22 protein-coding genes are annotated in these 26,638 nt (G+C 43.5%); 5 read left to right on the forward strand and 17 right to left on the reverse strand.

The genetic code is table 11. From position 1 onward, the window contains the following. Position 1: 1 nt before the first annotated feature. The 3 genes from mnmA to CWD77_RS10965 all read right to left on the reverse strand — a co-directional run bounded on the left by mnmA (position 2) and on the right by CWD77_RS10965 (position 2,985). Complete coding sequence (gene mnmA / locus CWD77_RS10955) at positions 2–1,138, reverse strand: tRNA 2-thiouridine(34) synthase MnmA (RefSeq protein WP_101073614.1); 1,137 nt, start codon at positions 1,136–1,138, stop codon at positions 2–4. 123 nt (positions 1,139–1,261) lie between these two features. Then, positions 1,262–1,759 carry an HNH endonuclease gene (locus CWD77_RS10960; protein WP_101073615.1) on the reverse strand — a complete coding sequence of 166 codons (498 nt, stop codon included), beginning with the start codon at positions 1,757–1,759 and terminating at the stop codon, positions 1,262–1,264. An 86-nt stretch (positions 1,760–1,845) separates the two neighbouring features. Continuing rightward, positions 1,846–2,985 carry a hypothetical protein gene (locus CWD77_RS10965; protein WP_101073616.1) on the reverse strand — a complete coding sequence of 380 codons (1,140 nt, stop codon included), beginning with the start codon at positions 2,983–2,985 and terminating at the stop codon, positions 1,846–1,848. A 194-nt stretch (positions 2,986–3,179) separates the two neighbouring features. Here CWD77_RS10965 and CWD77_RS10970 point away from each other — a divergent pair, with 194 nt between their 5' ends. Then, positions 3,180–4,487 carry a Glu/Leu/Phe/Val family dehydrogenase gene (locus tag CWD77_RS10970; protein ID WP_101073617.1) on the forward strand — a complete coding sequence of 436 codons (1,308 nt, stop codon included), beginning with the start codon at positions 3,180–3,182 and terminating at the stop codon, positions 4,485–4,487. 20 nt (positions 4,488–4,507) lie between these two features. Continuing rightward, positions 4,508–4,918, forward strand: coding sequence for an ATP-binding protein (locus tag CWD77_RS10975; RefSeq protein ID WP_101073618.1), 411 nt, complete (start codon positions 4,508–4,510; stop codon positions 4,916–4,918). Between the two features lie 37 nt (positions 4,919–4,955). Here the strand turns inward: CWD77_RS10975 and CWD77_RS10980 are convergent, their stop codons facing one another. The 8 genes from CWD77_RS10980 to CWD77_RS11015 all read right to left on the reverse strand — a co-directional run bounded on the left by CWD77_RS10980 (position 4,956) and on the right by CWD77_RS11015 (position 17,107). Next, the gene (locus CWD77_RS10980; RefSeq protein WP_101073619.1) at positions 4,956–6,293 is read right to left on the reverse strand and encodes a TolC family protein; all 1,338 of its coding nucleotides are present in this window, start codon (positions 6,291–6,293) and stop codon (positions 4,956–4,958) included. Continuing rightward, positions 6,290–9,394 (reverse strand): efflux RND transporter permease subunit, encoded by a 3,105-nt coding sequence (locus tag CWD77_RS10985; RefSeq protein WP_101073620.1) that lies wholly within the window; start codon positions 9,392–9,394, stop codon positions 6,290–6,292. The genes CWD77_RS10980 and CWD77_RS10985 overlap by 4 nt, the downstream gene beginning before the upstream one ends. Further along, positions 9,391–10,482 (reverse strand): efflux RND transporter periplasmic adaptor subunit, encoded by a 1,092-nt coding sequence (locus CWD77_RS10990; RefSeq protein WP_101073621.1) that lies wholly within the window; start codon positions 10,480–10,482, stop codon positions 9,391–9,393. Before CWD77_RS10990 ends, CWD77_RS10985 begins: the two co-directional genes overlap by 4 nt. Before the next feature lie 217 nt (positions 10,483–10,699). Next, positions 10,700–11,026, reverse strand: coding sequence for a thioredoxin (gene trxA / locus CWD77_RS10995; RefSeq protein ID WP_101073622.1), 327 nt, complete (start codon positions 11,024–11,026; stop codon positions 10,700–10,702). Positions 11,027–11,131: 105 nt separating this feature from the next. Then, on the reverse strand, positions 11,132–15,355 hold the full coding sequence (gene dnaE / locus CWD77_RS11000; protein WP_101073623.1) for a DNA polymerase III subunit alpha: 4,224 nt from the start codon (positions 15,353–15,355) through the stop codon (positions 11,132–11,134). Positions 15,356–15,449: 94 nt separating this feature from the next. Next, entirely contained in the window at positions 15,450–16,268 is an 819-nt protein-coding gene (locus tag CWD77_RS11005; protein ID WP_101073624.1) for an alpha/beta hydrolase, read from the reverse strand. Beyond that, complete coding sequence (thpR, locus tag CWD77_RS11010; RefSeq protein WP_101073625.1) at positions 16,265–16,819, reverse strand: RNA 2',3'-cyclic phosphodiesterase; 555 nt, start codon at positions 16,817–16,819, stop codon at positions 16,265–16,267. Before thpR ends, CWD77_RS11005 begins: the two co-directional genes overlap by 4 nt. A 3-nt stretch (positions 16,820–16,822) precedes the next feature. After that, the gene (locus CWD77_RS11015; protein WP_101073895.1) at positions 16,823–17,107 is read right to left on the reverse strand and encodes an acylphosphatase; all 285 of its coding nucleotides are present in this window, start codon (positions 17,105–17,107) and stop codon (positions 16,823–16,825) included. Between the two features lie 117 nt (positions 17,108–17,224). Here CWD77_RS11015 and CWD77_RS11020 point away from each other — a divergent pair, with 117 nt between their 5' ends. From CWD77_RS11020 to CWD77_RS11030, 3 genes are all read left to right on the forward strand, one after another. Continuing rightward, the gene (locus CWD77_RS11020; protein ID WP_101073626.1) at positions 17,225–18,157 is read left to right on the forward strand and encodes a hydrogen peroxide-inducible genes activator; all 933 of its coding nucleotides are present in this window, start codon (positions 17,225–17,227) and stop codon (positions 18,155–18,157) included. A gap of 93 nt (positions 18,158–18,250) precedes the next feature. Next, positions 18,251–18,688 (forward strand): hypothetical protein, encoded by a 438-nt coding sequence (locus CWD77_RS11025; protein WP_101073627.1) that lies wholly within the window; start codon positions 18,251–18,253, stop codon positions 18,686–18,688. Beyond that, a complete protein-coding gene (locus CWD77_RS11030; RefSeq protein WP_101073628.1) occupies positions 18,685–19,668 on the forward strand; it encodes a hypothetical protein in 984 nt (327 codons plus the stop codon). Before CWD77_RS11025 ends, CWD77_RS11030 begins: the two co-directional genes overlap by 4 nt. Here CWD77_RS11030 and CWD77_RS11035 read toward each other — a convergent pair. From CWD77_RS11035 to CWD77_RS11060, 6 genes are all read right to left on the reverse strand, one after another. Then, on the reverse strand, positions 19,665–21,905 hold the full coding sequence (locus CWD77_RS11035) for an ATP-binding protein (RefSeq protein ID WP_101073629.1): 2,241 nt from the start codon (positions 21,903–21,905) through the stop codon (positions 19,665–19,667). The two genes, CWD77_RS11030 and CWD77_RS11035, sit on opposite strands and share 4 nt — an antisense overlap. A gap of 92 nt (positions 21,906–21,997) precedes the next feature. Further along, positions 21,998–23,707, reverse strand: a complete 1,710-nt coding sequence (locus tag CWD77_RS11040; RefSeq protein WP_101073630.1) for an ATP-dependent DNA ligase — start codon at positions 23,705–23,707, stop codon at positions 21,998–22,000. A gap of 6 nt (positions 23,708–23,713) precedes the next feature. Beyond that, a complete protein-coding gene (gene hemW, locus CWD77_RS11045; protein WP_101073631.1) occupies positions 23,714–24,850 on the reverse strand; it encodes a radical SAM family heme chaperone HemW in 1,137 nt (378 codons plus the stop codon). Positions 24,851–24,906: 56 nt separating this feature from the next. Beyond that, a complete protein-coding gene (locus CWD77_RS11050) occupies positions 24,907–25,455 on the reverse strand; it encodes a gamma carbonic anhydrase family protein (protein WP_101073632.1) in 549 nt (182 codons plus the stop codon). Positions 25,456–25,458: 3 nt separating this feature from the next. Beyond that, positions 25,459–26,070 carry a DsbA family protein gene (locus tag CWD77_RS11055; RefSeq protein WP_101073633.1) on the reverse strand — a complete coding sequence of 204 codons (612 nt, stop codon included), beginning with the start codon at positions 26,068–26,070 and terminating at the stop codon, positions 25,459–25,461. An 86-nt stretch (positions 26,071–26,156) separates the two neighbouring features. Then, positions 26,157–26,591 (reverse strand): SufE family protein, encoded by a 435-nt coding sequence (locus tag CWD77_RS11060; RefSeq protein ID WP_101073634.1) that lies wholly within the window; start codon positions 26,589–26,591, stop codon positions 26,157–26,159. Positions 26,592–26,638: the final 47 nt, after the last annotated feature.

Genomic DNA, 26,638 nt, shown 5'->3' on the forward strand with positions numbered 1-26,638 from the left:
TTCAGCTGCTCAATTCTGCAGGTTCACTGAACTCCACATTTACTTTGTGGATCCATCCGCCGGCAACCACATCGTCGCCTTCGTAGCAAACTACGGCCTGTCCGGGCGTAATGGCTTCTCGGCCTGCAGGAAAGTGTACTTCAACTTCATCATCCGAAAGCTGTTTGATGGTTCCCATAGCCCCGTCATCATTGTAACGAATCTTTCCGGTAATCTCCATCTCACCATTCGGAATTTTATCGTATTTAATAAGATTCAGCTCCTTTGCCCGGCAGGTTGTGCTGATCAAATCCTCTTTTTCGCCCACGGTGATCACGTTCTTCTCTGCGTCTATATGAGTTACATAAACCGGTTTACCGAGTGAAAGGTCCAATCCTCGTCGCTGACCAATGGTGTAAAATGGAAACCCTTTATGATTTCCAACAATATTTCCTTTTTGATCTACAAACACACCGCCGCTAACACGCTCTTCGAGATCATCCACTTTTTCTTTCAGGAAACGGTGATAGTTGTTATCCGGAATGAAACAGATTTCATACGAATCGGGCTTTGTAGCCACATTTAATAGTCCGTAATCTTCCGCCATCTGACGAATTTCCGTTTTATGATATTTCCCAAGCGGGAAAATGGTTCGTTCCAGATGTTTCTGTTCCACACCCCAAAGCGCGTAGGATTGATCTTTGTTATGATCTTTTCCTTTCGATATCACATGTCGGCCATTTTCCTCTCTCACGTTCGCATAATGACCTGTAGCAATGTAATCGCAACCCAGATTGTCAGCTCGTCGCAGCAGTGCGGCCCATTTGATGTGCGTATTGCAAAGCACACACGGATTAGGTGTACGTCCGCTGGTATAGTCTTCCACAAACCGATCGATCACCCAATTGCCAAACTCATCCCTGATATCGACGATAAAGTGTTTAAATCCGTACTTAACGGCGATATGACGGGCGTCATTCATAGATTCTACCGTGCAACATCCCGTCTCTTTCCCGTCATTACCGCCACTTCGGTGGTAATCCCAGGTTTTCATTGTAATTCCGATCACATCGTATCCCTGCTCTTTGAGCATCACTGCGGCTACGGAAGAATCCACTCCGCCACTCATCGCAACAAGAACACGTCCTTTGGTACTCATAACTGTCGATTTGATTTTTTTATTAGACTAGCCAAAATACGGATTTTCTGTGTAAATCGTATGAAGCTGATTAACGAACAAAATCCGCAGATCTTATTGAACGCAATGAAACGATGAACACGATTACATATACAAATATGGCTTCCAGTGCTCCTGCACTCCGCCCATCAAGTTTTGAAAAAATGTAATGTGAATAGGACGGTACGGTGCGGTCTTAAGCGGCATTTTAGCCTCATCCGGAGTTCGGTCGCCTTTCTTAACATTACACTTATTACAGGCGGTTACCAGATTTTCCCAAGTATCTTTCCCGCCACGGCTTTTAGGCATTACATGATCAAGGGTCAGGTCAGACTTCAAACCACAGTACTGGCAAATGTGCCGGTCCCTTTTCATGATATTTTTCCGGGTGAGCACAATGCGTGAGTATGGAATTCGAATATAGCTTCTCAAACGAATCACAGAGGGATAGGAAAACTCCTCATCAACTGTACGAATTACTTTATCCGGATCATCGTGAAGCATCTCTGCCTTGTCCAGAAAAAGCAACTTTACAGAGCGTTGCACAGAGCACACACTTAGTGGCTGATAGTCCTGATTTAATACAAGTACATTGGAGTTCATCGGTTTGAAATTTTACACGTCTGCAATTCATTCATTTTTCAAGGCTTTTTAACGCCTATTTATTATGAATTATTTTAATGTAAAATTCAACCGAAAATAAAGTTTACAAGTTCATCCCAAATAACAGGATTTATTGCGATGGCCAAAATAATGGAAATAATTAGACCGATCATGGCGTAGCTTGCATCTTTAAAAATTAACTTCATCGACTGCCACATCGGCCTTCCCTTTCCTTTGGAATCAGTCAGACTCATTGCAATTTCGCGACCGGCCAATAAACCGATAAACACCCAGGTTGTACTCATCGGCACAGTACTCACCCCTTTGAAATACCAAAGAATAATTGCGTAAACGCCATCAATAACTGTAGCCGAACGTACATCTGTTACATCCGATTTTTCTGTTACGATCTGCTGAATTTTATCCCCTCGTAAATAGAACAGTACGCCAAGCCCGAGAAATATAAACCCAATAAAGGTAAGGAATGCATTTATGGATAGTGAACGTGGCAGGTAAACAGCAATATTTGCAGCATCCTGCATTAACCATACCGCCCATAAAAGGCCGCTAATTACCCACTGAATGGGTCTCCACGCAGGATGCGGATCTCCCTTAAACCATTTTAACAGCTGTCTGTTTAGCAGCAGCCAGATGATGATAGCAACAGCAAAAGACACGAAATAACCGGACAAGCTTTTTTCCAAAACTTGCATAATCCCTTCCGGTTCCGTTGCAAATGCACTTAAAAGTAAAAATGTGGTTGATACCGGCATTTTTAGCCGTGTAATTATCAACAGAAACAGCGGAGCGGCCACTTGCAGAAAAACAAAGCTTTCAGGCGCCTGATCAAACCCTTTTGAGGTTAGTCGCTGGTATGTGACATCGCCGTCATACGTAACCCAGCTATAGGTCACCGTAAGAACAAAAATCCCTCCTATAAAAAGCCAGAGTATCCACCATTTCTGATTAGCATTTGATGCGAGAAAAGTCCCGATTGTTTGAATGCTATCGTTCGCGATGGCGGAGTAAGCCGCAAAGAAAAATCCTACCCACATCGCAATGTGCGGTGTCTCGTAAGTAGCCCCTGCCACAAAAAAGAAGATACCTATCAAAATAAGAAAACGGCGTTCACTCTTGATGAGGTCCATCATTCCTGTTGGAATCAAACTCTCAAGGTAACTGATAACGACTTTATTTTTAGACTTTCGCTTATTTTCCTTTCCCATTGAAACAGATGAGCAAAATTGTTTTTACAGTTTTATAACCTATCAAATTAATGTTAAGAGAATATTATCTGCCTCAGATTATGATCTTAAAAAAAGTGTTTCACCTTGAAGAAAAAGCCGTATTTTTGATTTTAAATACTTTACAAAAAGTATGATTAAAAATTAAAATCAAGCGCTACCATAACTACAGATTTATGTCATCAAAAAAAGATAGTTCCAATTCAAATTTCTACAAGGAACCCGGCCCCAAACTAAGTGCAGAATCTCCATTTGAGTCTATGATGGAGCGTTTCCGTTTTGCTGCGGATATTTTAAAACTGGATGAAGGGATGTTCCAATATCTTGCAAGCCCTGTTAAACAGGTCATTGTATCCATACCGGTTGTAATGGATAACGGTGAAATTAAAGTTTTTGAAGGGTATCGTGTTATTCATGATAACGTACTCGGACCCTCAAAAGGTGGGATACGATATGCGCCGGATGTTAACCTGGATGAGGTTAAAGCTCTTGCATCCTGGATGACCTGGAAATGTGCAGTTGTAAATGTTCCGTTTGGCGGAGCAAAAGGCGGAGTTCGCTGTAATCCTAAAGATCTTTCAAAAACTGAACTTGAAAGACTGACTCGCCGATATACTGCTGCCCTCCTCGAAGTTTTTGGCCCTGATAAAGATATCCCCGCTCCCGATATGAATACCAATGAGCAGGTGATGGCCTGGATTATGGACACCTATAGTATGAATGCACAGCGAACTGAAACTGCTGTTGTAACAGGAAAACCTATTATATTGGGTGGATCACAGGGTAGAAAGGAAGCAACGGGACGCGGTGTGGTAACCGTTACTTTAGCAGCCCTGAACAAAATGGGGATCATGCCCAATAAAACAAAAGTTGCCGTTCAGGGTTTTGGTAATGTGGGATCCGTTTCTGCGCAGTTGATGTATGAGCAGGGCGCTAAAATCATTGCAGTAAGTGATATCTCAGGTGGCTATTATCGCGAAGAGGGGCTCGACATTCCTAAAATGATTGAGTACTCACAAAATAATGGCTACTCTCTGGAAGGGTATGAAAATGCTCAGAAAATCAGCAATGATGAACTGCTTGAATTAGAGTGTGATGTACTCATTCCGGCTGCCAAAGAGGATCAGATCAACCGTGAAAATGCACACAAAATCCGTGCAAAAATTATTTCTGAAGGTGCAAATGGTCCAGTTACTGCAAACGCCGATGCAATATTAGAGCAAAATGGAGTGATGGTTATTCCAGATATTCTCGCCAATGCCGGCGGTGTTACCGTTTCTTACTTTGAATGGGTGCAAGACCGCCAAGGTTACTTTTGGACAGAAGAGCGAGTTAATCGACGCCTGAACCGTATGATGAGAAATGCTTTTGACAACCTGTATGGTGTAAGTGAAGAATACAACATTACTCTTCGTCAGGCTGCGTATGTATACGCTATAAATCGTGTAGCAACTACACTCAAGCTTCGCGGTATCTATGCTTAACCTCCACTTTACCTTTTATAATGGCTGAAAATACTTACCGACTCTCATTAAAATCTACCCATGAAGAGGCGGCCAGGGTCCCGGATTTTGTAACTGAAATACAGAATGAAGCTTCATTGAATGAAGATGAAGCTTCAACTTTCATGTTGTTACTCAGCGAAGCGGTTGATAATGCCATTCAGCACGGCAATCAATACGATCCGGAGAAGAACGTTACTATAGAGATCTTCATCAATGGAAAGGAGATTATGGCCAAGGTGACCGACGAAGGGGAAGGGTTCGATATGGAAAAGGCAAAAAAGGCCAATCCTATCGATGAGGAAAATTTACTGAATCCCGGAGGGCGCGGAATTTTTATCATCCAGGAGCTCTCCGATTCCATGGAATTTTCAAATAACGGGACTACCCTTCAGTTTAAAATTCAGAGATAAACGTGATATCTCATCACGCATTTTGATCTGGATTGTTTTACTGAGCGGTAAAAAGCTGGTCCATCTCTCCGGTTAGTTGCAGAAGTTCTGTCTCGGCTACTTTCGCTTCAAACTTTGCATTGATCAGCCTATTCTCTGCTGCAATAAACGTACGCTGCGCTTCCCTGAACTCCAGCGAACTGATCGATCCCAGCCGAAATCGCTCCAGGGCTATATCTAACGTCTCTTCTGCATTAGACAAATTTTCTTCCTCCAGGTCCACCAATTGAATGCTGTTTTGATAAGTCCTGTAAATTGCCTGAAATTCGGATTCCAATCGAAGCTTTTGCGATTCCAGATTCAGCTCGGCATTCTTACTTCTGATCTGAGCATTCTGCACTCTTCGATTTATATTAAAGCCATTAAAAATATTCACACGGGCAGTCAGTCCCACAGATAAACCTGTGGTCTCATTAAACTGAAAAAATCCCCCATCATTTTCACTCCGGTTAAAACTGTAGCCGGATGTTAATGAAATTTGCGGATAGCGCTCTCCCTGTATCTCTCGAGTTTCAATGCGAGACACTTCATTTTCAAATCTTGCAATAGACAATTCTGCATTTTCTTCCATCAAGCGATTATACAGCTCTTCTTCGGGGAGAAAACGATTCACATCAATCTCAGTCGTTACATCATACTCTGTTCTCGGATCACGAGAAAGAAGTTCGTTTAACGAAATTTTCGCCTCATTCAATTGATTTCTTTCACGAATAAACGCTGCACGGTCTGCGTTTAAATCAGACCTAGCCTGAAGAAGATCATACTCAGATCCGGAACCCAAATCCACTTTCGTCTCTTCTATTTCAATTCGTTCAAGTGACACTTCAATATTATTTTCCAGAACCTTAATCTGTTCACTGATTCTGATGATATTGAAGTAAGAAAGCGCAATCTGGCTCACTAAAAACTCCATGTCAAACCGGAGTTCTTCATCACTAATCTCTTTCAGCTTTCCCAACCGGTCGTATCTTGCAAATGACGTTAGCCCATCAAAAATAGTCCAGTTTAAGTTAACTGCCGCATTAGTATTGGTACTTCGGGCTCCTTCATTTGTTCTTCCTGTTCCATCAGCAGACCTGAATTCACTGTCTTCAATACTTTCTGTTCGACCGGCTGTTACATCTATGGTGGGCAAAAAACCGGCATTACCTATTGTTCTGTTATTATCCGCTTCTTCCTGAAGGTTACGGCTAATTTGTAATCCATAATTCTTCTCCAATCCGATAGAAACGGCCTCTTCGAGAGTCAAAACCTGCTGAGCCTGAACATTGACCCCGGAAACAATTAGAAAAAGTGAGATGAACGTGAATTTTATAAATAGATATCTTTTCATCATTTAACGCTGGCAGTTTCTAATTTTTCGGCTTCTTTTGCACGCTCCTGAATCTCTTTGGTTTTACTCTTTTCAGATGCGAAGTAAGAGTAGATTGCAGGAATAATATAGAGAGTTAATATACTACCGATCAGCAGACCGCCGATAACAGCAATACCCATCGAGGACCTGCTTTCTGAGCCCGCACCAAGCGCCATTGCAATCGGTAAAATTCCGAGAATCGTGGAAATTGACGTCATCAAAATCGGGCGGAATCGAACGGCAGCTGCATCCATAATTGAATCCATGACCGACATTCCCTGCTCCTGACGCTGATTAGCAAATTCCACAATCAGAATACCGTTCTTCGCAATCAACCCAATCAGCATAATGGCTCCAATTTGGCTGAAAATATTGAGTGTTTGATCGAAATACCAAAGTGATACCAATGTCCCTAAAATGGCGAGCGGAACCGTAAACAGTATGATAAACGGATCTCGAAAGCTCTCGAACTGAGCGGCCAGTACCAGGTAGATCAACACAAGTGCCAATGCAAATATGAACAGCAAGCTGGCCGCACTTTCTGCAAAATCCCTTGATGGTCCTGCCAAATCAGTAATTACAGCTTCAGGGAGCACTCTTGCTGCAATTGCATCCATTGCCTCGATACCGTCTCCAATCGTATAACCCGGAGCCAACTGAGCAGATACTGTTGCAGACTTAAACCGGTTAAATCGATAAAGTTGGGGTGGACTGCTCTGTTCACTTACGGTAACCAGATTATCTAACTGGAGAAGTGATCCGTCCTGACTTCTTACATAAATCGTTTTCAGATCAATCGGTTCATTTCTATACTGACGATCCATTTGACCAATTACCCAGTACTGTTTCCCATCCATGATGAAGAAGCCAAATCGGCTGCCGGATAGGGATAACTGAAGGGTTTCTGCTATATCCCGGACGGACACACCCAATGAACGGGCCCGGTTTCTGTCGATTTCTATCTGAAGTTCCGGACGGTTGAATTTCAAATCAACTTCAGCAAATACAAAAGCCGGATCCTGATTCGCTTCTCTTAGAAATTCAGGGATAACCTCTTTCAGCTGATCCATGGTTTGAGATTGAAGCACGTATTGAACCGGAAGGCCGCCACGACGATTCCCAATCGACTGTGGCTGTGATACAAATGTCTGAGCGCCGGTAAGGTTCGACATCAACCCTGTTAACTGGTCTGCAATTTCTTGCTGAGAGCGATCTCTGTTGTCTGCATCACCAAGAGTTATAAAGCTAAAAGCTGAATTAATTGCACCTGAAGCTCCAAAACCGGGGGATGTAACCGTATTCATTGCAACCACTTCCGGTACATTTTCCTGAACCGTAGAAATCATTTGATCCACATATGAATCCATATATTCAAAGGAAGCACCTTCGGGAGCAGTGGCAAACATTCTGATTTGACCGCGATCTTCTCTCGGTGCCAGCTCTTCAGGAATTGCCGAATATAGAACACCAATCAATACACCGGAAAAAGCGAGAATCACAAACGCCATCCATCTGCGCTTCATAAACGACTCAAGAGAATTCCGGTAAAGACTATTTACTTTTTTAAAGAACGGTTCAGTTGCACGATAAAATCGATTTTTTTCCGCACCATTCTTCAAAATTTTTGTAGCCAGCATCGGTGTAAGCGTAAGAGCTACAAATGAGGAAATGATAACTGCACCGGCAATAACGACTCCAAACTCCCGAAAGAGACGCCCTGTAGTACCCCCCAGAAAGAGTATTGGCATAAACACTGATACCAAAGCAAGGGAAGTTGCAACAACTGCAAAGAAGATCTCTTTAGAGCCGAGAATTCCGGCTTCTATTGTCGGCAAGCCTCTTTCCATTTTTGCATAGATATTCTCCAGCACCACAATCGCATCATCCACAACCAGACCAATGGCCAATACAATCGCCAGCATAGTGAGTACATTGATTGAAAATCCGGCGACATACATAATGAAGAATGCTCCAATTAGCGCAATCGGGATCACAATGATTGGAATAAAGGTGGTTCTTAAATCCCTGAGGAACATAAAAATCACAAGGATTACCAAACCCAAGGCCAGGAATACCGTTTGTTGCACTTCACTTATAGATTCCTGAATATATTCTGTTGTATCAAAACCAACAGCTATGTTAATGTCTTCGGGCAAATCTCTCTTTATGCGATCAACTCGTACGAAAAACTCCTCTGCAATGGATAGCTGATTTGAACCCGGTTGCGGAATGGCAACGACTCCCACCATCGGCACACCGTTTCGCTTCAATACCGTGCGCTCATTCTGAGCACCCAGCTCAGCATACCCGATATCCTGGAAACGAACTTTTCTTCCGTCCTCTTCCCGGATAATCAGATTATTAAACTCTTCGGGGTTTGATAGCCTCCCCATAGTGCGCACGGTGAGCTCTGTTGTACTTCCTTCAATACGTCCGGATGGAAGTTCTACATTCTCTCGGTTAAGTGCCTGTTGAACATCCAGGGGAGTAACGCTGTATGCAGCAAGTTTTAGCGGATCCATCCATAGTCGCATGGCATATTCACGGGAACCCCAGATTCGAATTTCACTTACTCCTGGAATGGTCTGAAGCTGCTCTTTAAAAATATTCTCAGCTATGGATGTAAGCTCCAACAGGTTCCGACGGTCGCTATTTACATTCAAAAAGACTATCGGTGATGCATCTGCATCCGCTTTCTGCACCGTTGGAGGCTCAGCATCGGGCGGTAAACTTCGTTGAGCTCTCGACACACGGTCACGAACATCATTCGCGGCCGTTTCCATATCCACCTCCAGATCAAACTCAACCGTAATGGTACTCTGTCCCTGACGGCTGGTTGATGTCAACGTTCGAATTCCGGCAATACCATTTACCGACTCTTCGAGAGGCTCCGTGATTTGAGACTCTATCACATCCGCGTTAGCCCCCACGTAGCTTGTAGATACCGTAACAATGGGAGGATCTACCGAGGGATATTCACGCACACCCAGGTAAAAAAATGAGATCACACCAAATAGCACAATCACTATCGACATGACCGAGGCCAATACCGGCCGGCGAATACTTAGTGACGATAAACTCATAGTTCAGAACTTTTATTCAATTTCACAATATCAACTTCCGTACCCGGATTTACCTGAAGAAGACCGGTTGTCAAAACCGTATCCCCTACGGCAACACCTTCAATAATTTGCAGTTTATCGCTTGTACGGATCCCAGTCTGAATTCTCTCCTGTTCGATAACACCATTTCGAATAACAAATATTTTTTGAGTATTCAGTTCGGGCACTACTGATATTGTAGGCAGCATCAGAGCGTCGTCAATTTCATCCAGGATTAATACAATATTCGCAAATGCACCGGGGAAAAGAATTTGTTCATCATTCTGACTTAACGCCCGAATTTGCAGTGTTCTCGTTTGAGAGTCTATCCGGGGCTCAATAGCATATACATCACCCACAAAAGAGGAGTCAATTCCCTGAACATCAAAATTAATCTCGTCTCCTATATCTACACGTGAGATATACCTTTCAGGAACGGAGAAATCGATTTTAACCGGATCAATTTCCTGTAGTGAAGCAATTCGTGTATTTGGACTAATGTAGCTTCCCTCACTCACATATTTTAAACCGATGCGCCCGGCAAAAGGAGCTTTAATTTCTGTCTTCTCAATTTGAGCATCAATCAGATTGAGCTCGGAGCGCAGTACATTTACTTCATTCAGAGTAGCGTCATAATCATCCTGACTAATTCCGCCTCGTTCCAACAGCCTTCGCTGTCTCTCCTCTCTCTGTTCAGCCAGGTTCAATCGGAAGTTGGCTCGTTGTTTCTGAGCCTGAAGTTCACTGTCGTTGATTTTTAACAGCAACTGACCTTTTCCCACTTCACCGCCTTCATCAAAAAAGATCCCGGTAATGATACCGGAGGTTTCTGTGCTCAGATCCACAACCTCATTAGCGCGAATTGTTCCGCTTGAAAAGATTCTATCCTGAATAGTTTCCGGCTCCATCACCACGGCTTCAACTTGTAACGGACCACCCCCGCCTCCCGGTCCGCCTTGCGCTTGTGCATCATTCGACTGGAAAAAAGGTTTAAGTTTCGGGTATGCCAAAGCTCCCAAAACAATCGCCAGAACTGTAAAAAAAACAATACGCTTCGTAACTTTACTCATGTCGAGATTTAAATATTTTATATAACAACGATGTAACGAACAAATTTAACGTATAGTTCTGCCCTATTCGCTTCGTTTATGTAAAAACTTGTAGACCAAACAGGTAAGAAACTTTACGTATTCCTATTCAAAAGAGTAACCTGATGCTGGATATCAAAAATAAAAAAAGGCGATCCGATTTGAAATCAGACCGCCTTTTCTCTATCAAACAAAAGGTTTACGCTACTTGCGCGTCCAAATGCTTTTTAATTTGATTTTTCGGAACTGCACCGATGATTTGATCTACAACTTCACCGTCTTTAAAGATCAGAAGAGTTGGAATACTTCGGATTCCATACTTCACTGAAACTTCTGAATTATGGTCTACATTTACCTTTCCGATTTTTACTTTCCCTTCGTATTCGCCGACAAGCTCTTCAACAATCGGCCCTACCATTCGGCAAGGTCCACACCACTCAGCCCAAAAATCAACTAATACAGGTTCGGAAGAATTTTCTACTTCATCCGAAAAATTATCGTCTGTGAATTCAATTGGTTTACTCATATCTCATTTTTCTTTTTTTATTATTTATGAAAGATCTGAATTCTTATGCAGAACTACACATATCAATTCGCTATCAATCTTATTATCAAAACTTATAAAAATCGGTCAGGTTCCATTTGTACCATTTCTGATTAACCGAACAGAGTTTTTATCCAAAATATTCCTCAATCCACTTAACAGCTCATTATTCGGTTCCACTACATATTTCCTGACGTTCATCTTTAGTGGTTTTTTCGCTTTATGACTTCTAACCAGCAGCTTAATGGGCGTTTCACCTTTATGCACACTAAACAGAGTTGCCATATCGGCCAGGTCATCTTCTGATACTTCAGCTGTTTTCAAATCAATGTTGAGCTGCAGCTGAGCCTGAAATTTTTCGCGAAGGTTTTCCACTCTTTCCATCGAAGAAGCAATAATCTTGGGCGGTTCATCTCTTTTTGAGAGATTTCCTTCCAGCATTAAAACCGTATCCGGAGCAATTAACCCCTGATGACGATCATAAACTTCGCTAAATATGAGAACCTCAGTACTTCCCTCAAGATCCTCAATTTGAGCAAATGCCATCGGACGCCCTTTTTTATCACTAATTCTCCTTACCGACGTGATGATCCCTATCACTCTTACTTTTTCCCGATCTCCCAGTTTCGAAAGATCTTCCACATTGAGTGAGTGCGAGGCAAACAGACGAACATCCTCCTTGAATTTATCCAGCGGGTGGCCGCTCAAATAGAATCCGATAAGTTCTCGTTCGTTGTTGAGCCGCTCAATATTGGTCCACGGCGGACACTCTCTCAGGTTCGGTTCACCTCCCATTCCGCCTCCGCCCGATGATTCACCAAAAAGGCTTACCTGGTTAAGGCGTTCCTCTTCCTGTTTACGGGAAGCGTAATTGATCACATCATCAATGCTTGCCACAAGCTGTGCCCGGTTTTGATGCAAAGAATCGAATGCGCCGGCTTGTGCAAGGCTCTCCATGGTTTTGCGGTTACAAACACGGGTGTCTATCCGGGATGAAAAATCAAAAATAGAGGAGAATTTTCCTTTCTTGTCCCGCTCTTTCACCAACTCCTCAATCGCATTTGAGCCGACTCCTTTTATTGCAAGCAAGCCATACTGAACCCTGCCGTCCTTGGCCACAAATTTTCCCTCGGCAGAATTTACATTCGGAGCATCCACCGGAATTCCAATTCGCTGACACTCCTCAATAAAGAAGCTCACCTTTTTGATGTCGTTCATGTTATGGCTCAATACAGCGGCCATATACTCCGCGGTATAGTTCGCCTTAAAATACATGGTGTGATAGGCTACCACAGAATACGCCGCAGAGTGAGACTTGTTGAACCCGTAGCCGGCAAACATCGCCATCTTGTCGAAAACCTCTTTCGCGGTTTTCTTGTCGTACCCTTTCTCAACGGCCTGCTTTACAAATTTTTCTTCTTCAGGCGGAAGCAGTTCCGGTTTCTTCTTACCCATGATTCGGCGAAGTACATCCGCTTCACCGAGAGAGTAGCCACCCATTCGCTGTGCCACCATCATGATCTGCTCCTGGTAGATCATAATACCGTAAGTCGGCTCCAGAATATCGATCAAATCCTCGTGATCGTATTCCACCTCTTCCTCGCCATGCTTCCGTTTAATATAATCCGGGATAAACTGCATCGGGCCCGGACGATAGAGCGCGTTCATAGCAATCAGGTCATCAATTTTCGTCGGCTTGAGCTGTTTGAGATACTTCCGCATTCCGTCCGATTCAAACTGGAAAATCCCTACGGTTGCCCCTTTTTTGAACATCTCGAAGGTCTTCTCATCATCCAGCGGAATATCATCCAGGTTGTACTCCTTGCTGTGATTCTCCTTCACATACCCGATCGCCGTTTTCAGGATGGAGAGTGTTTTCAGTCCAAGGAAGTCCATCTTCAGCATCCCGGCGTCTTCGATCACCTTACCGTCAAACTGAGTCACATAGAGTTCGGCATCCTTAGCCGTTCCGATCGGGATGTAGTTCGTCAATTTGTCCGGGGCTATAATCACACCGGCAGCATGAATCCCGGTATTTCGAACCGATCCTTCCAAAGTCTCCGCCATCTGGAGTGTTCGGCCTTCCAGGGAATCAGACTCTTTCAGATCCCGGAGTTCTCTCACCTCTTTGAATGCATCTTCCAGCGAAATTCCAATCGTTTCTGGAACCAGTTTTGCAATCCTGTCCGCATCAGAAAGCGGAAGGTCGAGTACACGCGCTACATCACGAACCGACGAACGCGCGGCCATTGTACCAAATGTGATAATATGCGCAACCTGGTCCTTGCCATATTTATCAACCACATAATCAATTACGCGCTGACGTCCATCATCATCAAAGTCGATATCGATATCCGGCATCGACACACGCTCCGGGTTCAGGAAACGTTCAAAAAGCAGATCGTATTTGAGAGGGTCGATGTTGGTAATTCCCGTGCAGTAGGCAACCACCGAACCCGCAGCCGAACCACGACCCGGTCCCACATAGACGCCCATTTCCTTCGCCTTGATAATGAAATCCTGCACAATCAGGAAGTATCCGGCAAAACCCATCGTTTTGATAATGTTGAGCTCATGATCAATTCGCTCAGTAACCTCATCGGTAAGCTCACCGTAATGCTTTTTCGCGCCTTCGATGGTTAAGTGACGCAGATAATCATCTTCTGTTTCAAAACCTTCCGGAAGTTTGAAATTGGGGAGAATTACATCCCGCTCCAGTTTGATCTCCTCAATTTTATCCACCACTTCCTGCGTGTTGGAGATCGCCTCTGGCACATCCGCAAATAGAGCTTTCATCTCCTCCTGCGTCTTGAAGTAGAATTCATCATTCGGGAAACCAAAGCGTTTCTCGCGCCCTTTCCCAATCGGCGTGGAGATCGACTCGTTATTGTCGATACAGAGTAAGGCATCGTGCGCTTTCGCATCCGCCTTTTCCATATAGAACGTGTTATTGGTGGCAATCACCTTAATGCCATACTTTTCCGCAAATTTCAGAAGCACACTGTTTACCCGCTCCTCTTCCTCGAGTCCGTGACGCATAATCTCGATGTAGAGATCCTCGCCAAACAGGTCGTGCCACCACTTGAGCGCTTCCTCGGCAACCTCTTCGCCACGATTCAAAATCAGATCGGGTACTTCGCCCAATAGCCCACCGGTTGTTGCAATCAGCCCTTCTCGATATTTCTCCACCAACTCGCGGTCAATCCGCGGAAATTTATAGTAGTATCCCTCAATAAAACCGAGAGAGCACATCTCTGCCAGATTCCGATATCCCTGCATGTTTTTGGCCAGAAATATCTGCTGATACCGTTTATCCTTATGGTCTCGGGTAAATTTCTTTTGATGGCGATCTTCTACAAAATAGGCTTCCAGCCCGATGATCGGCTTGATTCCTTCCGCGTACGCCGCCTTAGTAAAATGAAACGTGCCGTACATATTCCCGAGGTCAGTCATTGCCACAGCCGGCATGCCATCCTCTTTCGCCTTCTTCACCAGATCCTTCACACCCGAAGCTGCCTGAAGAACAGAGAATTTGGAATGATTGTGCAAATGAGAAAATGGGGAGTCCACTTTTACGCCGGCGGACTCTTTTGGTAAATCAATCGCCGATGACTGGTCATCCTCCTCTCCGGTTACTCCTCTCTGCCGAAGCTCCTCCACTTTTGGCATGTAGTGCGACTCTTCAATTTTTTGAGCCGGATTTGCCGGTGATTGCGACGGATCCTGGGGGTGATTCGGCCGGATCACACCAATCCGAACCAGTTCCAGAAATGCACGAGCTGTTGCATCCACATCGGCGGCGGCATTGTGAGCTTCCTCAAAGCCAATTTCAAAAAGTTTGTCATGAAGTTCAGCAAGTGTTGGCCACTTGTAGCGTCCGCGTCCGCCGGGAATAGCGCAGAACTCTGTAGACTCATCCTTCGTATCGATCGATACTTTTTTGGTCAGCGGATTCTCCCGCTCCATCCGGAGATATTCCGATCCCATAATATTGAGATCAAACTCCAGATTGTGACCAATCACAAAGGTGCACCTCTCCAGTTCGCGATTAAAAATATCCATCACCTCATTCAGAGGAATTCCTTCTGCGTGCGCACGCTCTGTGGAAATGCCGTGAACTTTTTCAGAGTTGAAAGGAATCGTAAATCCATCAGGTTTTACGATGTAATCGCCTGAAGAGATTAACTTTCCGGTTACATCATGGACCTGCCAGGCAAGCTGAACACAGCGCGGCCAGTTATCGAAGTCGGTCAGCGGAGCTGAATAATTCTGGGGAAGGCCGGTGGTTTCGGTATCAAAAATCAGATACATAAAAAGGGATCTCTGTCAAACGGTTTGGCTTACATCTTATCAGTTGAATATACTAACCGAACAGCGAAGATTGAATTAGAAACCCCCTGGATTTTCAATCCTTTTTGATCCGTTCAAGAAACTCCTGCCAGCTTCGCTTGATGGTATTATTTGAAGTGAAAAAGAGATCGTTATGGCCACCCCGCAGAGGAACGAACTTCTTGGGTTCTGAGGCTGCTTCGTACAACTCTTCGCCGTGATGGAAGCCTACAATTTCATCATCCCGGCTGTGCAAAATGAGAAGTGGCGTATTCTCTATCGAGTTGAGGAAATTGATCGTGGAAAAGTTTAACCGTACCAGAAAGGTTGGTACAATCGGATAAATATCCGAGGCCATGGATTTTATGTCTTTAAACGCTGAATCCAGAACCAGTCCGCCAACAGTGTGATTTGCCGCTCCATAGGCTGATACAGCTCCTCCAAGTGATCGTCCATACAAAATAATCTGACTTTCCTTGTAATCCATTCGCTCCGTCAAAAACCCAATCACGGAATCGATGTCATTATACAATTCTTTTTCTGACGGACGGCCTTCACTTTTTCCATATCCACGGTAATCGTACATCAAAACGGAAATACCCAGATCCAGGAGCATCTCCGCAATTTCCAGTCTTCCACTAATATTACCCGCGTTGCCGTGCGATAAAACCACAACAAAATCAGATTCACTCTGTGAAAAATACCAACCGTGTATTTTCAGACCGTCTTCCGTTTCAACCAACACATCTTCTGCATCCAGCCCTAAAGATTGTGGTGATCGGAAATGTTCTTTTTCGGGCAGAAAAAGCATTTGTCCCTGAAACAGGTAGAGGATTATGATCAAAAAGAGGTAGATGCCGCCCAGGGCAATCAAAATTTTAAAAAGTAGATTCATTGATTCCTTTCACCGGATTTCAGTTCATAATTTTCTACAATATGATGATCCACACCCCTCGATCCTTTCTTGCTCTCCATCAGTTGAAAGGATCGTACTTTGAACTCAAATTGCTCATTTTCTTCCGGAATAGAGTCCAATAGCTTCTCTGATTTTAAAAACCCTTTTTTGATCCGCGCCAGCGTCACATGGGGCACAAATGAATGCTCACGATCACTGTTCATCACATCTGAAACAATTTCATCCACTTTCTGCTGTAAATCCATCAAGGCAGATTTATTTTCTATCCCCAGCCAAATCACCCGCACAGGTCCATCGTCCGGGAAAAATCCAACTCCTTTCAGTTTTAGATTGAAGGCTGGCAGATCAATCTCCTTCAGACTTTCTTGTATCTGATCAATCCGGGATGATTCTGCTTCACCAATAAATCTCAGTGTAAGATGCAGCTGTTCTCGCTTCACTTTTCTCCATTGTGGTTCATCCGGTAAAATTTGATCCACGCTTTCCTGTATTGCCTGAGGTAGGGTTATGGATATAAAATATCTGCTCATCGATTATCGCACGACTTTGAAATTGTCTCCTATATCGTCCGGATTGTCAGATTCACTGACCACTTCAATCTGGTCTACCCGCGCCGGGAGCGGACCGTTTTTTAACTTTTCGATCATCTCGCTGAGTTTATTCTCCGGTCCCTGAAGAAGTGCTTCAACATCACCGTTATTCAGGTTTCGAACCCATCCTTTTAAACCTAACTCCCCGGCGTTGGTTCGGGTAAAGTGACGAAAACCAACTCCCTGCACCCTTCCGGAGATTAACAACTTCATTTCTTTGAATTTCATATCTTGATCATGCATATTAATCAACTTTATTGGTATTCATGATCTTTTATTTGATCTTATAACAATAATTATGCAAAAGATTATCCATCTGATTTCTACCTGAAAGATTCTAAATCCATGACGCTAACACAACTCTCTTACATTATTGCGGTTGACAAATACAGGCACTTCGCAACAGCCGCCGAAAAAAGCTATGTCACCCAGCCTACCCTCAGTATGCAGATTCATAAACTTGAAGATGAACTGGGTGTCACGATTTTTGATCGTTCTAAATCGCCGGTTGTTCCTACCGAAATTGGTGAAAAAATTATAGCTCAGGCGAAAATTATCCTTAACGAGTCTAAACAGATATCCGACATTGCCAACTTTAAAGAGGATGAACTTCAGGGAAAGTTTAAGGTGGGCATCATTCCAACTATTGCTCCGTATCTGGTTCCACTATTCATTCGGTCTTTCATCAAAAAATATCCGAATGTAGACCTCATTTTTGAGGAATTGATCACCAGTGAGGTATTGGAAAAACTGGGGAATGATCAATTGGATGCTGGAATTATTGCCACACCTACCGAAAAAAGTTTTATTTATACTGAAGATCTTTATGTGGAGCCTTTTGTAGGCTACCTGTCTCACAGTCACCCACTCATTGAAAAAGAGAAGCTGACGATTAACGATCTTGACCGTGCAAATATCTGGTTGTTAAGCGAGGGGCACTGTTTCCGCGATCAAACCGTACAGCTTTGCAAAGAGATTCAGGATCATAAAGAGCCTTCTGTAGAGTTTAAAAGTGGAAACCTGGAGACATTAAAACGCCTTGTAGAGCAGAACTTTGGGATGACGCTCCTTCCATGGACGGCTATCAGTGAACACAAAGACTCCTGCTCAAATGCAGTCATCAAGGAGTTCGAAGCCCCGATTCCATCCAGAAAAGTTCGGTTAATCTATGGACGAAAGCACCTGAAGAAAACCGTCATTCAGGCTTTTAAAGAATCTATTACCAACTCCATTCCATCCGAGTTGAAGGACAATGATGAGAAGGTCTTGGTTGAATAAGCCGTACTCTACTACTCTGCGAAAGCACTAAATTTTCTCTACATTTAGTGCCACAACTATTTGTTAGCAATTTTATTAGCTCTCTGGCATTTCATGGAAAACTTTTCGACGCAGTGGTTCCTCGCTTTTTATGTATCCCTTGGTACACTTTTGATTAGCTATGGAGTTTTTTTGCTTTTTAAAACCGATCAAATGAAAGAGTATTTGTTATCGGCAGCTCAGGATGAGACTCCCCCTGCTTCATGGAAAAAATATCTGAAATATCTGCTTTTATTCACCCTCCCGGGCCTGTTTCTTTCTTTTATTCCATTTTCCTGGATAGAGCTTTTGTTTTCACTTTGGGCATTACTGATTATTTTTGTGGCCGGTCAACTTATTTTGGTCTGGCCACACACTTCTAAGGCGATCATTGCAAATAAGGATAACCTGAAACGGAAAATTCGATTTGTAGCCGCAAATATGATGTCAATCGGGCTCATTCTTTTTTTATTATGCTACGTTCTGCTTGAAAGGTCAGGTACTCTTGTATGATCATCAAAAAAGCCGGCTACCACGGACTCTATTTTCCTGATTTAGGTATCACGCTGGATGGTTACCATCCTGAAGCAGATTTTTCTTTCGTGAGTCATGCGCACGCCGATCATATGCCGAGAAATAAAAATACCAAAGCGTATGCAACGCCTGCCACTTTAGAATTGATGGACCGCAGGGGTTTTAAAGGAGAAAAATTTAAAATACAGTTTCACGAATCTATCGCGACAGAACAGTTTCGTGCAACTCTCTACCCTGCAGGGCATATTCTTGGTTCGGCCATGATTTACATCGAAACCGACGAAGAGTCGATTTTATATACCGGCGACTTCAAGACTCCTCCATCACCCGCATCGGAGGGATTCGAGGCTCCTGATCAGGCAGACCTGCTGATAACAGAAGCCACATTCGGCCTTCCCATTTATCGCTGGAAACCCATGGAGGAATTGATACAGGAAATTCAAGACTTTGCAATTTCATCCCTGGATGAAGGCTACACTCCCATATTTCTGGGTTACAATCTGGGGAAAGCTCAAGAGATTATGCACATCCTCGCCCCTTTGGGATTTCCAATGATGATACACGGTGCGGGGTATAAGTTGTGTGATGTTTATGAAAAATATGGAGTAGACCTGGGCAACTATTCCGCCTACGACCGCGAAAACTGCGAAGGAAATATTTTAATCACCCCATCCTCAGCTCTCTCTAAAGGATTTGCATCCAACCTATCTAAAACGAAAGTAGCATACTGTTCGGGGTGGGCGTCGAACGAGTCCAGAAGGACACAGCTTACGGCAGACAAACTAATTCCACTCTCCGATCATCTCGACTTTTTTGAACTCATCAGTTTCTGTAAGCAACTCTCACCAAAGCACGTTTATGTAACACATACACCTAATCCGGATGTTGTACAGCACTATCTCACAAATGAAGGGATCTCAAGCTCTTTCCTGAATGTAGAGTATGATTCGGAAGATTAGCTGGACTCTTGCTTTACCGTTTCCGGTTTAATCTCATCAGAGCTTTTTCCATTTTGATTCTCTAACTCACTCTTTTTTGCTTTCGGCAGTGTGAAATAGAATGTGGTTCCTGCTTCGTACTCGCTTTCAAACCAAAGCTGTCCGCCGTGACCTTCAATAAACTCCTTACTCAGATTGAGTCCAAGTCCGCTGCCTTTCTCATTCTTTGTGCCACGAGTTGTGAAATGTGTATTTCCAAATAATTTGGGTTGATCCTCAGGTTTAATTCCCATCCCTTCATCGATCACCTGTACTTCAACAAAGCTGCTTTTAAACTCCGCTTTGACGGTAACCGTGTCATCAGCCTGACTGAATTTAATTGCATTTGCAACCAAGTTTCTAAGAATCAACTTAACTACATCATAATCTGCAGAAACCAGCACGCCTTTAGAGATCTCCATTTGTAAATCCACTCCCTTATAGCTTGCCTGAAATCGGATCTGCTCTATTACTGCTTTTGAGGCTTCAAAAAGATCAAACGTACGTTTATTAAGCTGAATTCCGTTCATCTGCGCTTTTGCCCAGGCCAGCAGATTATCCATCATATTCGAATTATCCTGAATATTGCGATCCAGAGAGTCCAGTATATTATCCATCTCATCTTTGGAAAGGTCGTGCTCCCGAATCAGATAGATCAGGCTTTGGAGTGAACTCAGAGGTCCTCTTAAATCGTGAGCAATAATTGCAAACAGCTTATTCTTGATTTGATTAACCTGTTCCAGCTCATCATTCTGCTCTTTCACGGTTTTATTCACTTCCCGAATCTTCAAATTCGAATCTTCAAGTTCAGAATTCACCTCTTTTACTTTTCTGTTCGATTTATTCAATACATAAGCAACAGCCAATAGAAATCCTCCCAAAGAAAAAGCAAAAATGATCAGCCACCGTTGGAGATTGACCCGCGCCTGAACCTCCTGCTGGCGTGCTTCAATGATTTCTGCTCGCTGTTCCCTGGTGCGAATATTGAAAAGTGTTTCATATTCGGCTTGAAGCTCTAATTTCTCATCCGTTGATAGAGAATCTTCTAATTCATTTAACCGTTCAAGCCATTGCAGCGCCATGGACGCATTCCCGGCTTCTTTATACACATCGTATAATCTGTTGTACGACTCTTTTTGAAGCCCCCGATATCCTCTCTCTTCGGCCAGTGACTGTGCCCTTGCAAACCACCGGGCAGCAGCTCCATAATTTCCCTGTTCAGCCTCCAGGTCACCTAAACTGATTGTACTGTTATATTGCCCTTCGATACTCCCCAACCGACGGGTCTCCTCCAGGGTGAAAAGAAATATCTCCTCTGACCGAGCAAAATTTCCTCTTTTCGATTCCATTCTGGCAAGGTTATAGTATATCCTCACTGCCCCCAAGCGATCATTTGCTTCATCGGTTAGGTTCAGAGCTTCCCGGTAATAATCCTCAGCTAAATCATACTCTTCTATGGCAGTATAAAGATTCCCTTTATTCACCATCACCCTTTTCAGGTTTACGGTGTGGCCAATAGCCCTGCTCACATCTTCTGATGTATCCAGATAAAAAGAGGCTTGATCGTAATCAGCCATATCTACAAACAAGTGGCCAATATTGTTAGTAGTAATGGCAATGAATGTTGAGTCTTCTTGCTGTTCTGCGAATACCAATGCATCGTAATAGTTACGCATGGCTTCAATATCTTCCCCCATGGATCTGTATACTGAACCAAGATTCATTCTTAATCCGGCAACCTGATCTTCCCTGCCTAATGAGTCAGCAAGCGATATCGCATCTTCAAAAATTTGTGACGAAAGCTCCAGATCACCCGCCATTTGATGGGCCGTTGCCTTTAGGTTGTATAATCTGTTACGATTTTCGGGGGCAACATCTAACAAATCTGCCTGATCAAACATTATTATCGCAGAGTCCGGCGCTTCCTGAGACAGATATAGTGATCCTAAATTCAGCAGAATGTCGAACTGGGGTTCATCCTTTTCACTGTCCAGGCGGTCTGAAACTTCAAAACCAAGTAGTAACCACTCTTTTGCTTCGGCAAACTCTCCTTGCCGGGTAAGCCTTTCGCCCAGTTCGCTAAGAGAATAAACCGTTTCCGGTGTAGTAATAGCCGGATTTACATTAGCCCTCAGGCTGTCTAAATCAGCCTGTTGTGCATATACCACTCCCTGGAAAAGTAACAGGAGAAAAATGTTCAGGTTGAGCAGTACCCGCATTCGTAAGTTGGCTAGTTTATGTTAGATACTTCTAATATATAAGAATATTCCCAATAAGAGTATTTATATCGTATTAATCAAATAGATTGTATTTAAGGGTTGAAATAAAATGAGGGATTATCCCCTTGAACCAATCTCTCTTTTTCTAACCGCTTCTGATATAGCTCTTCAACATCTTTCAAGGAATCGGCATCATTTGGTGAAAGATCCCATCGAATTCGTTTAAAACGAGGCAGTCTGAGTGTATATCCGGCCTTAGTTCTCTTATTCACCTGTATATCATCAAACTCAAGCTCAATCACTAATCCAGGCAGCAAACCCAGTGTTGGGCCATACCTCTCAACCGTTAGTTTTTTAATCTCAGTATTCAATCTTTTCAATTCTTCATCTGTATATCCGCCATACGCTTTACCAATCGGTATAAATTCTTCCTCATATCTTTCATCCTCTTTTACTGATATGCCAAGTGTAAAATCAGAATACAGTCCACCTCGTTTGCCGCTGCCGGCGTGGGCATACATCATCACTGTATCAAGACTCCCTCCCGGCTTTTTAACTTTCAGCCAGGATTTCCCACGTTGACCATATTCGTATGCAGATCCCTTCTTTTTTAGCATCAATCCTTCGTTCCCATGGGCAAGCGCGCGATCAAAGAGTTCATCCAGCCGATCGGATTCATTTAGCTCAAACTGGTTGGAAATGGGTATGGCATGACTTGCAGCCAGCTGTTCAAGCATCTCTCTTCTCTGGTTTAAGGTTTGACCAAATACAGGAACATCATCCATGAAAAGCAGATCATAGGCAATGAAAAGAACGGGCAACTCCTTTACTATTTTTTTTGATGGCTTCTTTAAACCCATCCTTTTTTGAAGCAGCTGAAACGGCTGGATTTTATCGCCATAATAGACACAAATCTCTCCATCCAGCACTACGCTTCCCAGCTCTCTATCATTAAAAAAATCCTGAACTTCCGGAAAGGAGTGCGTGATGACATTCAAATCCCTTGAGTAGATCTCAACCCTGTTTCCTGAATAGTGAACCTGTGCCCTCATACCGTCAAATTTTTCCTCGGCAATATAATCCGACAGATTCTTTACAGCCCGGCTCTCAATCGGTGAAGCCAGCATAAATGACAACGGATGGAACTGTTTGAATTCCGCTTCACCCAATCTCTCTTCACTTGCCAAAACAGCAGTTTGCCCAATACTTCCCGTAATCATATGGGCATATCGAACCTCATTCTTTTTGTACCCGAACGCTTTGGCAATCGCAGCGACTACGCTTTTAGTTTCAAATCCAATTCTGAGTGAACCCTGCCCTAACATCCGGATGGAGTATTTTACCTCAACTGGATGCATTTTCATCCACATTTTTTGCAGCAACTCCATTTTGTCATTTCGTGATGAGACCTCAAGCAGCTCGTTAAAGAGCCTGCTCATCTCCTGAAGTGAAATATTTTCAGATGTTCTTTTTTCAATAGCCTTTGGAATATTATCGAATAATCTCTCAATGGTCTCAGAATTACTCCCTGTAGCCGTTCTGCAAGGTTTATAAACCAGATCGTAATCGATTTCACAAAACTCTGAGGCGGCCAATCCGGCCGTTCTGCTCCCCACCGATGCACGCTTCCCGCTGATGCTTGAAAATGCTCCCTCACCGACAAATTGAGCAGCAAATTCTATCTCATCTGTAGCTTCCAGAGCTTTTAGATACTCTGCAAAAATCGAAATTTTGGCATTTGTGCCCCGGGTTTCACGAATCTTCTGAATCGTATGGCACAGTTCATAAAAAGTAGCAGACATATTTGTTTAACCCTTTGAGAGAAGATCTACTATTAAGAGATCAGCAAGTTTCAATCCATTTGGTGTCAATCTCACAACGTCGTCCGTTATCGTCAACATTCCATTACGCTCTTGGTAGTCAAGCCAATTTTTCTGGCTTTCGTTAAACTGATAACCATATCGATTTATGAGTTCTCCCGAGCCAACTCCCCACTTGGTTCGCAATCCCAGCATCAATCGTTCTTCAGCAAGTGTTTGCAGTGAAAGCTCTTCCGGCTCATCCGAAATTGAAGATGCACGATCCAGATAGTGTTTGATATCAGGTTGATTCTCCCATCGTTTAGCACCATCCTCTGTCCACCAAAAAGAGTGAGCCGCCGGACCTAAACCGAGGTAATTCTTATGATTCCAGTAGTTGCTGTTATGTACAGCTTCTTTTCCGGGCTTTGAAAAATTACTCACTTCATATTGATATATTCCTGCAGAACTCAGTTTTTCGAGCAACAGATCAAAATGTTCAGCCACAGACTCATCCTCAGGAGGTTTTATTCTGCCCAGTTGAACCTGCTTTCCTAATCGCGTTTGAGGTTCCACAGTAAGTGAGTATGCTGAAATATGCGGTGGATCGAACTGCAGCAGCTGATCGATATCTCTCTCCAGCATCTCGGGAGTCTGCCCGGGATTTCCGTAGATTAAATCTGCTGTATATGTTGGGAAACCCGCCTTATGAAGATTTTCCAGGGCCTGGAGTGCTTCCTTTTTGGTATGTGCCCTGTGCATAAACTGAAGTATTTCTTCGTCGAAAGATTGAACCCCCATGCTGGCACGATTAACTCCCAAATCCAGCAGTGAATGCAGATAGCCGGGTGTAACATCATCCGGATTCATCTCCATCGTTACTTCAGTCGTATTCAGCTGAAATACGTTGTCTACAGCATCAAATATTCTCTTCAGCTGTTTTGATGAGAGTTGCGATGGTGTCCCACCTCCAATGTAGATCGTTTCAATTACTTCATCTGACAGCGGAGTATTGGCATAGGACTGGATTTCATCAATCAGGGAGTCCGTAAATGGCTCAATTAAGCTTTTTCGGGTTACGAAATAGAAATCACAATAACTGCAGGCCTGCTTACAAAATGGGATATGTATGTAAAGTCCGGCCATAAAATACTATTGAATCAAAAAAGCACGGATTTACCGTGCTTTTTTACTAAACGCAGTTACTGCCTGGGGGTATAGAAAGGATTGGTTTCGTAAGAATCCACCTGCCGATAAGTACGCTGATACTTCACATAATTCTCAGCCGATTCCCGGATTGATTGGATCTCCTCATCGGTTAATTTCCGATGTTGTTTGGCCGGAGATCCCATGTACATATATCCAGACTCCAGAACTTTACCGGGTGGTACAAGTGTACCGGCTGCAACGATCACATCCGAATGAATCACAGCCTCATCCAATATGGTTGCGTGAATTCCAATCAATACCCGATCATGGATCGTGCATCCGTGCACCATCGCATTGTGGCCAATCGTCACGTCACTTCCGATTTTTGTGGGCCCGGTTTGATTCATGACATGAATAGAGGCGTTGTCCTGAATATTGGTTCGCTCACCAATTTCAATCCAGTTTACGTCACCTCTAATCGTGGAGTTGAACCATATGGAACTGTTCTCACCAATGGTTACATCTCCAATAATGTCTGCACTTGGAGCCACAAATACAGACTCATCGAATTGTGGAGACTTTTTTAAAAATTGATATACCATCCTTTAAGAGCGATACATATAGAGTTCAACCATAGACTTAAACTGGTCGTAATTCTGAGGGTTTTGCCGTAAACGCTGGCCGTTGATGAAGAAAGTAGGCGTTGCATTTACCTGACGCCGAATTCCTTCCTGTCGCTGGCTTTCAACCCGCTGGCGAATTTCTTCCGACTCCAGATCTGCTTCAAACTGCTCCATGTCTAACTCGATCTCCTCAGCAAAATCGGTGAAGTAGTTACGGGCATCACCCTGCGACCATGCTTCCTGATATTCAAAAATCAGATCATGCATCTCTTTGTATTTTCCCTGTTCCCGGGCAGCTTCAGCAGATCGGGCTGCAAGCTCTGCAAATTGATGTCCGCTTAGCGGGAAATGACGATATTCGAACTCAATCATGTCGCCAAATTCTCTTTCCAACTCTTCCTGAGCAGGAATGTAGGCTTTACATGCCGGACATTGATAGTCGCTGTATTTCAGGATATGAACTTTCTGTGGTTCACCTCGCTCGGCTGTAGCTGAGCCATTGTCTGAATTATTATTTAATCCGTAGTAGAGAACACCGGCAGCAATTACTACAAAAGCTACCAAAGCAATAATTTGTATGTTTTTCTTATTCATAATAGGGGAAAGAGTATGATCTTATTGATATTTTGCGAATTGATAACGGTGAATATAAGAAGAGATTACCGAGTGTTCCCGAAATTTTAATTTTCAGATTTTTGAAGCTTCGATCTGTATGCCATGGCGTAGATTTTCATCTGCTTGATCATCGAAGCCAATCCATTGGATCGTGTGGGGGAAAGATGCTCTTGCATCCCAATTTTCTGAATAAAATTCGGATTATGGCTCAGAATCTCATCGGGAGTTTCACCTGAATAAAACCGAACCATCAACGCCACTAAACCTTTTGTTATTGCGGCATCGCTGTCTGCTTTGAAAATCACCTGATCGCCATCCAGTTCGGTGTGAAGCCAAACCTGCGATTGACAACCGCGTACCAGATTCTCATCCACTTTATACTTCTCGTCAAGCGGTTCCAGTTTTTGGCCAAGTTTAATGATGTGTTTGTAGCGTTCCGGCCAGTCGTCAAGTGCTTCAAATTCCCGGATAATCCGGTCCTGTTTTTCTTCTATTGTCATAGCTTTAACTTTTTTTCAAAGTTACAAAAAAACAGGGGAAATATTGG

It is taken from the genome of Rhodohalobacter barkolensis (assembly GCF_002834295.1).
GTDB lineage: Bacteria > Bacteroidota > Rhodothermia > Balneolales > Balneolaceae > Rhodohalobacter > Rhodohalobacter barkolensis.

What these genes read in the sequence shown, in the direction of transcription:
- CWD77_RS10990 (WP_101073621.1), bottom strand. Translation starts at nt 10,482, where the DNA reads ATGAGTAAAGTTACGAAGCGTATTGTTTTTTTTACAGTTCTGGCGATT.
- CWD77_RS10965 (WP_101073616.1), bottom strand. Translation starts at nt 2,985, where the DNA reads ATGGGAAAGGAAAATAAGCGAAAGTCTAAAAATAAAGTCGTTATCAGT.
- CWD77_RS10960 (WP_101073615.1), bottom strand. Translation starts at nt 1,759, where the DNA reads ATGAACTCCAATGTACTTGTATTAAATCAGGACTATCAGCCACTAAGT.
- CWD77_RS11025 (WP_101073627.1), top strand. Translation starts at nt 18,251, where the DNA reads ATGGAAAACTTTTCGACGCAGTGGTTCCTCGCTTTTTATGTATCCCTT.
- dnaE (WP_101073623.1), bottom strand. Translation starts at nt 15,355, where the DNA reads ATGTATCTGATTTTTGATACCGAAACCACCGGCCTTCCCCAGAATTAT.
- mnmA (WP_101073614.1), bottom strand. Translation starts at nt 1,138, where the DNA reads ATGAGTACCAAAGGACGTGTTCTTGTTGCGATGAGTGGCGGAGTGGAT.
- CWD77_RS11060 (WP_101073634.1), bottom strand. Translation starts at nt 26,591, where the DNA reads ATGACAATAGAAGAAAAACAGGACCGGATTATCCGGGAATTTGAAGCA.
- CWD77_RS10985 (WP_101073620.1), bottom strand. Translation starts at nt 9,394, where the DNA reads ATGAGTTTATCGTCACTAAGTATTCGCCGGCCGGTATTGGCCTCGGTC.
- CWD77_RS11030 (WP_101073628.1), top strand. Translation starts at nt 18,685, where the DNA reads ATGATCATCAAAAAAGCCGGCTACCACGGACTCTATTTTCCTGATTTA.
- trxA (WP_101073622.1), bottom strand. Translation starts at nt 11,026, where the DNA reads ATGAGTAAACCAATTGAATTCACAGACGATAATTTTTCGGATGAAGTA.
- CWD77_RS11040 (WP_101073630.1), bottom strand. Translation starts at nt 23,707, where the DNA reads ATGTCTGCTACTTTTTATGAACTGTGCCATACGATTCAGAAGATTCGT.
- CWD77_RS11055 (WP_101073633.1), bottom strand. Translation starts at nt 26,070, where the DNA reads ATGAATAAGAAAAACATACAAATTATTGCTTTGGTAGCTTTTGTAGTA.
- CWD77_RS11035 (WP_101073629.1), bottom strand. Translation starts at nt 21,905, where the DNA reads ATGCGGGTACTGCTCAACCTGAACATTTTTCTCCTGTTACTTTTCCAG.
- CWD77_RS10980 (WP_101073619.1), bottom strand. Translation starts at nt 6,293, where the DNA reads ATGATGAAAAGATATCTATTTATAAAATTCACGTTCATCTCACTTTTT.
- CWD77_RS11005 (WP_101073624.1), bottom strand. Translation starts at nt 16,268, where the DNA reads ATGAATCTACTTTTTAAAATTTTGATTGCCCTGGGCGGCATCTACCTC.
- CWD77_RS11015 (WP_101073895.1), bottom strand. Translation starts at nt 17,107, where the DNA reads ATGAAATTCAAAGAAATGAAGTTGTTAATCTCCGGAAGGGTGCAGGGA.
- hemW (WP_101073631.1), bottom strand. Translation starts at nt 24,850, where the DNA reads ATGGCCGGACTTTACATACATATCCCATTTTGTAAGCAGGCCTGCAGT.
- CWD77_RS10975 (WP_101073618.1), top strand. Translation starts at nt 4,508, where the DNA reads ATGGCTGAAAATACTTACCGACTCTCATTAAAATCTACCCATGAAGAG.
- CWD77_RS11050 (WP_101073632.1), bottom strand. Translation starts at nt 25,455, where the DNA reads ATGGTATATCAATTTTTAAAAAAGTCTCCACAATTCGATGAGTCTGTA.
- CWD77_RS11020 (WP_101073626.1), top strand. Translation starts at nt 17,225, where the DNA reads ATGACGCTAACACAACTCTCTTACATTATTGCGGTTGACAAATACAGG.
- thpR (WP_101073625.1), bottom strand. Translation starts at nt 16,819, where the DNA reads ATGAGCAGATATTTTATATCCATAACCCTACCTCAGGCAATACAGGAA.
- CWD77_RS10970 (WP_101073617.1), top strand. Translation starts at nt 3,180, where the DNA reads ATGTCATCAAAAAAAGATAGTTCCAATTCAAATTTCTACAAGGAACCC.